The sequence below is a fragment of the Algibacter lectus genome, assembly GCF_004368925.1.
GTDB lineage: Bacteria > Bacteroidota > Bacteroidia > Flavobacteriales > Flavobacteriaceae > Algibacter > Algibacter lectus.
The window spans coordinates 1098926-1112214 of sequence record NZ_SORL01000007.1 but is presented as its reverse complement, the minus strand read 5'-3'; the positions used below and the strand labels follow the sequence as shown (position 1 = coordinate 1112214).

The following is a 13289-nucleotide window of genomic DNA, read 5'->3' as shown; positions in this document are numbered from 1 at the left end:
CTCTTCTGTAAAGTCGATATCATTAGTATCTCTAATAATAAGTTTGTTTTTTGAAAGTATTGCAGTAATTGTACCTTGTTCTGTAGGGAAGGGTAGCGCTTTAAATGTAGATAAACCGCTATTTTGTAAAATAATGGTTTGGGTATCTTCATCTGTGCAATTGATTAAAGTTTTATCCACATCACTGTTGTTATCTACATTGGCATACGTTGTGTTTAATTGCTCATCAATAATTTGCACATTCTCGATAGATACTAAAATTGTTGGAAGAGGTTCATCTGAATTAGCAGCTTCTAAGATTTCGTTTATCGTTATTGTTTTAGGAACAATTGCTTCGTTATTATTTGTTGAGATTACAAAATCTTGAAAATCGTCGCTAGAAATGGGTGTGATTTCTCCATTGCTGTAAGCACCAATATGGATTACATTCTCCACTTTTTGCATTCCAAGTCCGTTAAGCTTTAAGAGAATTTCTTGACCTATACTATGAGTAAGGTAAATATTATCTAGGGTAACATCTATAACAACGCCACTTGTAGCGTCCTCAGTTTTATCTTGTATGTAAATTTGCTGATTTATGTTTTTGCTAACATCACTAGAAATAATAAATCCTGAAGCTATTAAAGTAGCTCCATTTTGTACTTGATTAAATTCTACAATATCGTTTTCATATAAGTTAGTAATAGCAAGCAATTCGGTATTAGCTTCTATATCATCTTCTTGTTCTGGCGTTATAGCATTATCATCATCTCCACAAGCAAATAGAGTGGCTACAATTATGCTTAATAACATAAAGGGTTTTAGATAGGTGTTTTTCATGTTTTGGGGTTTTAGCTTTTTTTAATTTATCTTAAAGTGGGGTAGGCAGTTTTCTGTTTTTATTTTAAAATAGAAAAAACCTTAACCGATTAAAGCTAAGGTTTTTTTTAAGGTTTTTATTCTTCAGAAATAATAATGTTATCTATTTGGTATTCTGTAGTGGCGCTTCCATTCTGCTTACGATATCTGAACCCTATTCTAAAATTGTCTTGATCGCTAGGGATAGTTATACTTGCTTCAAAAGTTGTTAAGCCATCTGTATTTAATTGTGGTACGATACTGTTGGTTGTATTTATACGATTGCCAAGTGTAACAGTATCATCAATTACACTCTTAACAATATATACTTCAAGATAATCTCCATCTCTTTCATTAACGTTTATATCTACTGAAATTTTTAGTGTTCTCACACTATTTAGAGTTATTTCTTTTGTAATTAACCAAGCATCGTATTGGTCCGTAGGTCCTCCAGGTTTAATCTCTGCAAAAATATTACCATCTGTTTGATTACTATTCCACTTAATATTAAAACTATTGTTAATGTTTTTCCAATCGGTTAAATCAATATTAAATCCTACATCAGTAATGCTTTCAAAATCCTCAGAAAACAATACACTATCATCTATGCAACGTTCTTCTGTAAAGTCGATATCATTAGTATCTCTAATAATAAGTTTGTTTTTTGAAAGTATTGCAGTAATTGTACCTTGTTCTGTAGGGAAGGGTAGCGCTTTAAATGTAGATAAACCGCTATTTTGTAAAATAATGGTTTGGGTATCTTCATCTGTGCAATTGATTAAAGTTTTATCCACATCACTGTTGTTATCTACATTGGCATACGTTGTGTTTAATTGCTCATCAATAATTTGCACATTTTCGATAGATACTAAAATTGTTGGAAGAGGTTCATCTGAATTAGCAGCTTCTATAATTTCGTTTATCGTTAATATTTTAGGAACAATAGTTTCTTTAGTATTTGTTCTAATAACAAAATCTTGAAAATCGTCGCCCGAAATAGGAGTAATGGCACCATCATTATATACACCAATATGTAGTTCGTTACCAACTTTCTTCATGCCTAAGCCGTTAAGTTTAATTAGCACTTCGCGACCTATTCCGTGAGTTAAAAAAATGTTATCTAGTTCAACATCTATAACAAGACCACTTGTAGCATCTTCTGTTTTGTCTTGGATATAAATTTGGTTATTTATATTAGAACTAACATCACTAGAAATAATAAAACCAGAAGTGACTAATTCTCCTCCGTTTTGTACCTGATCGAACTCAATTACATTACCTGTAAATAAATCTGTAATAGCAAGTAATTCTGTATTAGCTTCAACATCGGTTGGGTTGTCTTTATCTAAATCTGGTATGCTAATGTCGTCATTGCTAGCACAAGAAAATGTGGTGGCGATAATTAAACTAATTACAATAATGGGGTTTAAAAAGAAGTTTTTCATGTTTTGTTTTTGTTATAGTTTTTAAAATCTGTAATAAATATTTGCAAAATAGGTAGCACCGTAACCTTTCCAGTAACGATTTCCATATAGTGGTTGTTCACGTTTAGAGTCTTCTAATAAGGCATCATATTTTATTTGTCCTTGAGTTTCATACCCACCTAGTTCATGTTTTTGACCTAAAATATTATTTATACCTGCTTTAAAGCCAATGTGGTTATTATTAATTTCCCAATATTTTCCACCAAATAATTTAATAGTTAGGTAGTTGTCTAGTTTTTCTTGCTTTAATAATGCTGTAGCATCTTGAGTGTTAAAGCTTTCAAATACAGCACCATCTGTATCTAAGAAAAAATCGCGCGATCTAAAGTAAGGGTTTATGTCTACATAGCTACCGGTAAAGTAATTACCCATGGCCTCAAACCACCAGTTATCTTCATCTTTATACTCAAAACCTATAGAATACACATTAGATGGCGTACCAGATACGTGTACATTTTTTAAAGCGGCTTCACCTAGGTTTTCAACATGACCTTCAGAAATAATATATTGTAAATTGGCGTTTTTTGCATACCTAAAATCGCCTATGGCTACAGCACTTTTTAGGCTTAGCGTTTTTAGTAATTTGTAAGCTAAACCAAGTTCTACACCCATATATTTTTTATCTACATCTGTAAGCACTTCTTGTATGGTAGACGATGTGTTTTGGTTGAAACTAGACGCTAAGAAAGTTCTGTTTGATATACCGTCGGAATTTTGATTAAAATAAGCAGTGGCACTCGCCTGAAGTAAAGGGGAACTATATTCGTATTTTATTTCGGCCGAAAGGTTTGTAGTTTGTACAATATCTATAAACTCTTCTAAACCACTAATATCTTCACTAGTTAATGTCCCTGAAGGCAACGTATTGAAATCAATAGTAGAGAAATCTCTTGGGTTATCACTTTCTCTAGCATTTAAAAATATGTTATTTAGGTTTGGTACATTTTTACCGTATAAAGCTCTAATGCTAAATTTGTTTTCTGAATTTACTTCAACACCAACACCTAATTTTACATTGTAGTCTAAAAATGTATATTCTTCTCCTTTGCCTAAAGACATATATGGAGATTTTCCGTTTTGATAATTACCATCTCTGGTATTATTAGAGTATTTAAGGTTTGCACCAATAAAAGCATCAAATTGGTCGTACTTATAATCTGCTTGAAGAAACCCTTTAAAGGCTACTCTATTTAAGTCGTAATTATATCTAAAATCATCATCAGTAGAAACTATTCGGTTTGGGTTTAATAAATCGGATTGTATTTCATCTCCAGAACCCTCAATAGTATTAACATCCAAATAACCTTGACCTCCTAAAAGGTTTTTTATTCTAGCGAAATTGTTTGTGTTATAATTTTCGTAACCTACCGAAGCGTTAATGTTTAAAAGCGAATTTATTTTAAAATCTGCTATAGAGTTAACCGAAATATTAGAGTGCTTTTCAACATCTTCGTAAAGTGCATAAATAGAAGTGCTTAAATTACTATTAATATTAGTATCAAATAAATCGAACCAATTAATTTGACCATTATTCTGAAATGCTTCTCTTGCTAAAGTAGCACCTTCATAGTCTGGGTTATCGGCATCTGTAAAGAAAAAACTTGGTAGGGCAGAAGCTCTACTTGGGTTTGGATCTTCACCAAAAGAATCCGAAATATTATTAGCATTATCAATACTAGCACCATTAAAATCTAAACGACTTCTAGCTTTAGTGCCAAAACTATAAGCTACATTAGTTTGAACTTTAGTGTTAGGCCCCAAGTTTAGATAATGATTTAACATTAAAAGGGGTTGCGATATACTTTGAGCACTAGAGTTGTGAATTTCGTCGTTTACTGTTCCCCAGTTACTATTGTACTTATTATCTTTAAGGTTGAAAACTTCGTTGGTGTTTGCAGATCTTCCATTACGGCTAGTTGCATTAAAAATACCAGTAAAGTTAATAGCATTATTAGTATTTATTCTAGATTCTGCACTAATAAGAAGCGAGTTAGAATCGTATGGTGTACCATCAAAATAACCTTCGTTAAAAGCAGTTCTTTTTGTTGCAGAAACAGCTAGTGAAAATCCGTTAGCATTTCTTCCAGTGGCATACGTCGCGTTCACGCCATGAGAAAAACGTCGGTTAGAAGAGAAGTAAGAAACTTTACCACCTTTTCTTTGTGAAGATGCTCTGGTGTCTATATTTAAATTCCCTAAAGTACCACCTAAACTATATTTAGATGAAGATAAACCAAAACTTAAATAGTTGTTCTGCATAGCTTCCTCTAAACCACCAATACTATTCCATTCGGTATCTCCATTTAAAGGCGAGTTATTCACCACACCATTAATCATTACTTCGCCATTTGATCCATCTTGTCCTCTTACTTTATAAAAGGCAGAACTAAATTGAGTGGCCGCTGTGTTTAAGAAAATATCGCTTGAAGATTGATAGAAACCAGCATTATTAGTAACTGTATTATTGTCTGCGTATAATTGGTCTTCTGTAAAAGTATTTATTTGCTGGTTTTGTATATCATAAAGATCATTTCCTAAAGTGATACCATCTACATAGGCAATTTTACCGCTATTAATAAAAATGTCGTACATTTTTGGTGTGTACTCATCTTTAGCAACTTTTATTCTAATAGGTCCTTCAGGAACATTACCGTTAAAAACAAAGTAGCCATCCTCATCTGTTGTGGTTGTCATAAAAGATCCTACAATGTTTATTCTAGCATCTTTAATAACCTTTTTGGTTTGTTTGTGAGTTACAGTTCCAGTTAGGGAAGTACCAGATAATATTATTTTTTTATCTTCGGGATCTTCATCTTCCTCTTCTTCAATATAGAGATTTATATCCTTAACATTGGCTACTTTGCCTTCAAAAATTTCAATTTCAAATCTTCGAGTTACATAACCAACTTTTCTTATTATAACGGTAATTTTACCAATAGGTAAATCTTCTTCAATAATGAACTCTCCAAGAGCATTTGTTTTTTGAATTATCTTAGTGTTTTCAATTATAACGAAGGCATCAGTAATAGGTTTTTTACTAATATTGTCTATTGTATTTCCTTTTAATGAGGCTAATTGAGACCATCCAGAGAAACATACACAGAAGAAACAAAGTGTGTAAAAAAATCTTATCATTTAATTTAAATTTTTTAAATTTTTCGAATATACGAGGTTAATTAGGGATTGCGACTAAATTTTTACATTTTTTCTCACAAAAACATTTTTTTTCTCACAAATAAACAGAAGAAAATACATAACTTTTAAATTGGTAATGATGATAATCTAAAGAGGTGAAATTAATTTGAATGAAACTAATCTCATTTTTGTTTTTAAAAGGTATTTGTAATTCTTTTTACGGTTTTATTATAAAGATTAACGTGCTGTTTTTGTAATCCCTGTATAGTTTTATGTTATTTTTTGTTTTGCTTTGGAATGAATTTTACAATATTATCCTCTAGCTTAATTTCAACAACTTGTGGTGGTTTAATTTCATCGGCAATTATCATTTTAGCCAAAGGTCTTTTTAATTGATTTCTAATCACACCTTTTAACGGTCTAACACCATATACGGGAGAAAACCCATTAAGGGCTAAGTAGGTTCTAGTTTCTTCGTTTATTTCTAGAGTTATACCTAAACGTTCTGCCATGTTTAGTAGCTCCTTTTTTAAATGTAAATTGAAAATAGATACTGCTATTTTTTCTGAAATAGGAGCGAAAGGAACAATTTCTGTAATACGACCTAAAAATTCTGGTCGGAAATAATTAGACATAATATCTGTAAGTTGATTCGATGTTGGTACATCGCCTTTTTCCATGGTTTTAGATATAAAATCTGAACCAATATTAGATGTAAATAGAATAACTGCATTAGAGAAATCGCCTTCTTTACCCAATCGATCGTGTAACTTTCCTTCATCTAAAATTTGAAGAAAAACATCGAAAACAGATTGGTGTGCTTTTTCAATTTCATCAAAAAGAACAATAGCGTAAGGCTTTTGGCGTATTTTGTTAACTAAAACACCACCTTCTTCATAACCTACGTAACCTGGAGGTGCTCCGTATAATAATGCAGCAGAATGCTCTTCTTTAAATTCCGACATATCAAAACGGATGATAGCATTTTCGTCGTTAAATAGAAACTCAGCTAAAGATTTTGCCAATTCTGTTTTTCCTGTTCCTGTTGGTCCAGAGAAAAAGAAAGAACCAATGGGTTGCCCAGGTTTTGATAATCCAGATCTGGATTCTACTATGGCGTCGGAAATGGTTTTAATCGCAACATCTTGACCAATAACACGTTTTCTTAAAGTGTCTTCCATATCCAAAAGGCGTTCTTTTTCTTGCGTTTGAACTTTTCCTGCAGGAATACCTGTAATTATGGATACCATAGCTGCCAAATCACTATCTGTTACTTCGGTGATATCTTTTTCGGCATGGGTTTTTATTTTTTCTAATAGCGCAATAATACTTGCTTGCTTTTCTTCTATAGTTTTATGGTTTGTTGGATCTTCATCTAAATATTGATCTAAAACAATAGCACTAACTTTATTGGTTAACGATAGGTAAAACCAGTCTAATTCTTCAAGGCGTTGGTCTTGGGTTTTTTTATTGTTTTCTTTTTGTAAATCTAAAAACTCTGATTTTAGAGAGTCTATGTCTTTAGGTAACGATTGTTTGGAAACCTTAACGGCAGACATGGTTCTATCAATTAAATCGATTCCTGAATCGGGAAGGCTTTTTTCCTTCAGGTAGCGCTTAGCTAACCTTATAATTTCTCTAATAGAATCATCAGAAATTGAAAGTTCGTGATGCTCTGTGTAAAGTTTAGCATTATTGCTTATCATTCTAAAGGCTAACTCATCGTCTGGTTCTTCAACCTGTAAAGTTTCCATTCGTCTTTCTAAACCTTCATCAACAGCTATTAATTTTCTGTAATTTTCTGAAGTTGTAGCTGTAATTAAGGTTACACCTCCTGTGTTAATTTCAGATTTAATAGCATTGGCAATACTTTTATTTGTTGATTTATCTTCTAAAAGCGTGTGGAAATCATCGATAAAAATGATAGGCTTTTGGTAATTTCTAGATTCTTTAAAAATGTTTAATAAACGGTCTTCAATTTCTCCTTTATAAGAAGCTGCCGATAATAAAATAGAAGTGTTTACTTCAAATAAGGTCGCATCCTTTAAACTGTCTACAATGTTGCCGTTATATATAGCTGCTGCAAAACATTCAATTAAAGCGGTTTTTCCAACACCAGATTCTCCTAATATTATAACATGTGGTTTAGATTTTCTATTTAGAATTTCAGAAATTTGTTTCAGTTCTTTATCGCGCCCAATAATAAAGTCATATTTGCCTGTGGCGGCATCAATAAGTTTGTTGGTTGCATATTTATCTAGATTATCACCATTTGAGTTAGAATCTATATTAGCAGATTTTTTTGAAGTAGCAGTCGCGCTGTCTTTAAACTTATCACTAAGTTGCGTATGGGTAACGGGTAAGGATTTTAATTGGTCGAAACTAAAGCCAACTCCAGGTGTTATGGCCGCAATAAAAAGGCTTAACAAATCGGGATAATTATCATCTAAAGTTGTTTTTATATCTTCTGCTTCTACTAATACCGTTTGTGCATCACTATCGGCTGTGATGTCTTTATGGTTATGCGAGCGTTTCGGGTAGCTTTCCAAATGCACGTTTGCCCATTCTTCAATGAAATAAACATCAATATCATTGCTAAACAGCAAGCGCATTAGTGCAAAATCTTTGTTTAGCGCCGCCTTAATAAGATGCGCGGTGCCATAATTTTCATGTTGATATTCTTTTGCTATTTGGTGTGCTATGTGTACAACTTTATCGAAATCTTGCATGCCTTACTAAAGTTTATTTTAAGAAAAATTAATTAAAGAATTATTCAAAAGTAATATTTTGAAAAGTGAAAATCACAAAAAATATTGAACTATTAATTTGTAAAAATATAATATTTTTCTTTCTTATTGGTTATTTGAGAGTTAGAGGTTTTTTTTAAATAAATCCGTTTAAAATTCTTTCAAGTTTATTTTTTTTAATAGATTTGTTGCTGGCGTTCATGCCGTTATATATATTTAATCAGGTAATTTTTACCACAAAACAAATTTTTATGGCTTTTAAAACAAAGTTAAAAGTAGGAGGAAATGAGTACAACGTATTAAGTTGTAGTTATGCTCTTAAACAAGAAACAGATGCAACTGGAAGACCTTCTTCTGTAACAAGAGGAGGAGAGATTAAAGTTACAATCGAATCAACAGGCGGAACAGAATTGTTCGAATGGCAATGTAGTAGTTTTGAGCGCAGAGATGGATCTATTGAATTTACAAAAAGAGACACTGATGCTAAACTAAAAGAAGTAAACTTTGAAGAAGGTTACTTAACTTTTTACAAAGAAGATTTTGATGCTTCAGGTACAAACCCGTTAACTCAAACGTTTACTATTTCTGCTAAGAAACTTTCTAGTGGTGGTGGAATTCACGAGAATGAGTGGCCAGTATAATTTGGCTTTTTTAGTCGTTTTATAATGACTAATTGAATAATATTACATTAAAGAGAATGTTTGAGTTTTTTCAGACATTCTCTTTTATTCTTAAGATATCTTAGCTATATTAGCGGGGTGAAAGTTAAATTTTTAATATATATAGATACATATTATGGCATCAAATAAAGTTGGACTTGGTGGTAATGTAACGGATGTCGATGCTGGTGAAGCATTAAATGAAATCCCTCAAAACAGAACACTTATAGCGGGTAAACTTACACCAAACACTCCTATAAAACCAGAAGCAGTAGAAGGATTAAGAACGGTTGAAGATGTTTTTGAACACTTTTCTCCAGAGCTTAATATTGCATACGAAGATAAAGAAGGTGGTACGATTAACGAAGCTACTAAATTTAATAATCTAGGAGATTTCGGGAAAAGAGGAATTACTGAAGGTAGTGATTTTTTAAAAGGCCTTGAAATTGAAAGCGAGCAATACAAAAAAATAATTAAGCAACTTAAAACGAATAAAGTTCTTAAGCAGGCGTTACAAGATGAAGAATCAAAACAAGCATTAGTTTCTACTTTAGAAATGCTAATTGAGGAGTTAAGTACCGCTAAATAAAGATATAATTAAGATATGGCAAATACAGAAAATAGTCAGCAAAGCTTACAAGAAAAATCTTATTCGCAACAAATTCAAGAAAAATCCAATGCGTTAACTAAATACGGAGGGTTTGATCTTTTAGAATCTGCAATTGATAATGTTCAAAATTTAAACCCTGAGCGTAAAGCAAGGCGTAAAATATTTTTAACAGAAAATAATAAAAAACAAGAACGTAGTGATTTACTTAAAGTATTAAAACTATGGTCGGAAACGCTAAAGTCTGATGGTGATCTTATTGACATTATAGAAAAAACAGACGAAAAAGCAGAGCATTCTAAAGCGGTCTTAAAAAAGAACTTAAAAATAGCGTTAGATGAAACAAGAGAGCTAGAAGCATCTTATCGTTCTGTAGCGTTGTTTTACAAAAATACAGATGAAGCGTCTATTAAGAATGCAACTATTGTAAATGCTGAGATGGATCAATTATCAGATCTTGATAATACAAGATTTTTTGATTATATCCGTGAAGAAATAGTATCTAGTTATGATCGTTTAGACTTAAGAGATAATTACGCTTTACTAGTGTTACCTGGATATTTAGGTAGTAAAGCCGTAGTAGATAAATGGGCCAAAATGGCGCATAGCAATAAAGTAACTATGGTTACCGATTTTGCGCATTTAGATGAGCCGGACGATGTTATGGAGCTTTTTGAAAGTGCAAACTTAGCAAGTGGAGATGCTTATCTATCTAATACCATTATGACATGTAATTGGTTGGTAGGAAGAAATAAAGAAACAGAACTAGGAGAAGAAGAAGATGTTTTTGTTCCACCATCTGGAGCTTTAGCAGGTAGCATGTATAAAACCCTTATGTCTCAGGTAACTGCAGGTAAAAAACATGGTGGTTTAAGTGAAGTAGAATCTGTACGCTTTGATTTAAAAAAGAGTGAGATTGCTACATTAGAAAGCTTAGGTTTAGTACCTATGGTTAACGAATATGGTAAGGTTATGGCATTTTCTGCTAAAACATTATTTAATGGCGATAACATTGGCCTGCAAACATACTCTGTAGTTCGTGTGTTTGATTATATATCTAAAGTTTTAATGGACTTTTTAAATCGTCGTGCTTTTGAAAACTTTAATACTAAAACTAGAAACGAAATTTTAAAACAAATTGTTAAGTTTTTGGATGGTGTTACTGGCCCAGATAAGTTAATTGAAAACTTTGATATTAAAAGGTTTGAACAAGACCGAGATCAAAAAGATAAAATACACGTGGATATTCGGTTAAAACCGTATTTCCCAGCAAAAAACTTCTTAATTACTATGGATGGTCAAAAAGGAGATGAAGGTACCGAGTGGGATACTGACTATGCAGAACAATAATATTTAGTTTTTGAAAATATAAGAAGCTGCCTAAAAACCATAAGGTGGCTTTTTTTTGTTCAATATACTTATTTAGCACATTTTTATGATGTTTTAATAATTTACTGTTTTAAATATTGAGATATACGATAATAGCTTTTACGCCCTCTCGTTTAGGCAAAGCTAGTATTAAAATCAAAGCTTATAATGCAACATAAATATTATAAATTACCACTAAATGCCACTGCGTTAATTAATAATGGATCCGTAGAGAAATCTAGTATTGAGGAGTCTGTTGCTAATTATATTCATTTAATAATGACCACGCGTTTTGGTGAGTGTAATTTCGATTTATCTTTTGGATGTGCCGTTTGGGATGTCGATTTTAATAATATATCGTCCGATAATAAGCTTAGAGTTATTGTCTCTGATTCTTTAGTAAAATCATTGAAAAAGCATGAAACTAGACTTTCAAACTTAGAATTTGATGTAAATATAGAACAAGAAGAAATAAATATTAAACGCGAGAAAAGTAGAATTAAAAAATCTGTATATGTAATGGTTAAAGGTGTCGTTAAAAAAACGAATGAACCTTTTAAATATGTAGAGCATTTTTATATAGCCCCTTTATCTTATTGAAATTATGAGTTATACCACTAAGGAGGATATAAAGAACCGGATGATGAAAAAGGCTGCAAGCCTTTGGAATATACCTGCAAATGAAATTGCCGATTCTTTTGATCCTATAATCTCTTTACTGTTGTCGGCATGTGCATCAGAGCTAGAAAAGCTTTCTGGCGACATTAGCGATTCGCATATTAGGGTTACTGAGCGACTCATTCAGTTAATGACGCCGTTGTCTACATTTGATGTAAAACCTGCGCATACTATTGCTTATTGCGAATCTTTAGAGCCGAAAACAATAATTACTCCGGAGCATCAATTATATTATAAAAAAAAAACGACTTCACAGAGACTGGCTCAAGGGTATAAAGATATCTTTTTTACACCCACACAAAATACAAAGCTTTTAGATGCTAGAGTAAAACACATTGTAACGGGTAATAAACTTTTTACGTTTTCTGATAAAAAATCGAAAGACCTAGCTCAAATGTTGGGAAACGAATTTGATTTAGAAGCGGGCACGCTTTATATTGGTTTAGAAAGTGAGCATAAAAACTTAGATCTTAATGATGTCTCATTTTACTTTGAGTACATGGGCGTGGCTAACAAAGATCTTTTTTATCACCATTTAAGTAATGCCACATGGTATCTTGGTGATCAAAAAATAAATACCATTGATGGTTACTATAATAGTGAAGAATTAGATAGAATTACGCTCGAAAATATTTTAGATGGAAATACAAGCAAAGCAAGTACGCTTTGTGGAGAAATTAATAAATACTATCAAAAGCATTTTGTAACATTAAAACTACCAAATAAAGTAGAAGATTTTCCTGATTATCCAGAATTACAAAACTTTAAAAACCCTAAAAATGATGCTTTTTTAGGAAGCGATTTGTTGTGGTTAAAAGTTGAGTTTTCTAGTATTATATCATCAAAAGCCTTAGAACAGCTGTATTGTTCCATAAATGCATTTCCTGTTTTAAATAGAAAATGGAATAATATTAGTTATAAAATGAAGGATTTTATAGATATAATTCCCATTCTTTCAGAAGACCCTTTTTTCGATGTAAAATCTATTGAAAATGCTAACGGAAAAACTTATAAACTGGAAGCTGAAAATGTTGATGAAGTTTACAAGGGCACTTATTTTCTTAGAAGTGCAAACGTAGGTAAGTTAGATTCTAGAAAAGCAAAAGAATACATTGTTCATTTATTAGAGTTGCTTAGAGATGAAAGTGCTGCTTTTAAGTTTTTTAATCACGAATTTTTACAAAATAATTTAAACACCTTAAATCAAACTATTGCGTTAATAGAGAAAAAAGCGAACGAAGTAGTCGATAGTTCTTTACATACTAATTATGTTTATCTAAATCCTTTTACAAGTAGTGAAAATATTAATGTAACCTATTGGACCACAAATGGAGAGGAAGCAAACCATATAAAGGCAAGAAAAAGTCTTGAAATTTATAAAGGCCCTAATTTAAAAACGAAAAGCAGTTATTTTTTAAGACCTGTTTTTGGCGGTAGTAATAGTTTAACTATGGAGCAGCGTATAGAGGCTTACAGACGCGTTACTTTAACAAAAAATAGAATTGTAACCGAGGAAGATTTAAAAGCGGTATGTTACGAATTGTATGGCAAAAACATAAAGCATATTGAAGTTAAAAAGGGTTTTATGACAGATTTGTCTATAACTAAAGGGATTTTGCAATGCATTGAAATTATCTTAACACCTAGTGAAAACCAGACTTTAAAACCTTACGAGTGGGATTATTTAAATGAAAATTTACTGTCTATTCTAAAAAAACAAGCAGTAAACATTTTTCCTTATAAAATTGTGATTAAAGAATTATAAAATAATTTA

The 13289-nt window shown here is 31.8% G+C and carries 9 protein-coding genes; 5 read left to right on the top strand and 4 right to left on the bottom strand.

Annotation, left to right across the window (positions count from 1 at the left end; translation table 11 throughout):
• The 4 genes from DFQ06_RS19375 to DFQ06_RS05420 form a co-directional block, all read right to left on the bottom strand.
• Positions 1-819: DUF5689 domain-containing protein (locus tag DFQ06_RS19375; RefSeq protein WP_166668886.1), on the bottom strand; the 819-nt coding region annotated here is incomplete at its 3' end.
• A 116-nt stretch (positions 820-935) separates the two neighbouring features.
• Positions 936-2282, bottom strand: a complete 1347-nt coding sequence (locus tag DFQ06_RS05430) for a DUF5689 domain-containing protein (RefSeq protein WP_133966500.1) — start codon at positions 2280-2282, stop codon at positions 936-938.
• Positions 2283-2303: 21 nt separating this feature from the next.
• Positions 2304-5456: a carboxypeptidase regulatory-like domain-containing protein gene (locus DFQ06_RS05425; protein WP_133966498.1), complete on the bottom strand. Its 3153-nt coding sequence runs from the start codon at positions 5454-5456 to the stop codon at positions 2304-2306.
• Between the two features lie 275 nt (positions 5457-5731).
• The gene (locus tag DFQ06_RS05420) at positions 5732-8185 is read right to left on the bottom strand and encodes an AAA family ATPase (RefSeq protein ID WP_133966496.1); all 2454 of its coding nucleotides are present in this window, start codon (positions 8183-8185) and stop codon (positions 5732-5734) included.
• Positions 8186-8454: 269 nt separating this feature from the next.
• Between DFQ06_RS05420 and tssD the strand changes: the two genes are divergently transcribed.
• The 5 genes from tssD to DFQ06_RS05395 all read left to right on the top strand — a co-directional run bounded on the left by tssD (position 8455) and on the right by DFQ06_RS05395 (position 13280).
• Positions 8455-8844: a type VI secretion system tube protein TssD gene (tssD, locus tag DFQ06_RS05415; RefSeq protein ID WP_042499012.1), complete on the top strand. Its 390-nt coding sequence runs from the start codon at positions 8455-8457 to the stop codon at positions 8842-8844.
• A gap of 154 nt (positions 8845-8998) precedes the next feature.
• Complete coding sequence (locus tag DFQ06_RS05410) at positions 8999-9451, top strand: hypothetical protein (RefSeq protein WP_042498859.1); 453 nt, start codon at positions 8999-9001, stop codon at positions 9449-9451.
• 15 nt (positions 9452-9466) lie between these two features.
• Positions 9467-10819, top strand: coding sequence for a DUF5458 family protein (locus DFQ06_RS05405; protein WP_042506825.1), 1353 nt, complete (start codon positions 9467-9469; stop codon positions 10817-10819).
• Between the two features lie 186 nt (positions 10820-11005).
• Positions 11006-11437, top strand: a complete 432-nt coding sequence (locus DFQ06_RS05400) for a GPW/gp25 family protein (RefSeq protein WP_042506827.1) — start codon at positions 11006-11008, stop codon at positions 11435-11437.
• 4 nt (positions 11438-11441) lie between these two features.
• Positions 11442-13280 carry a type VI secretion system baseplate subunit TssF gene (locus tag DFQ06_RS05395; protein ID WP_074935586.1) on the top strand — a complete coding sequence of 613 codons (1839 nt, stop codon included), beginning with the start codon at positions 11442-11444 and terminating at the stop codon, positions 13278-13280.
• The last annotated feature ends 9 nt before the right edge of the window (positions 13281-13289 follow it).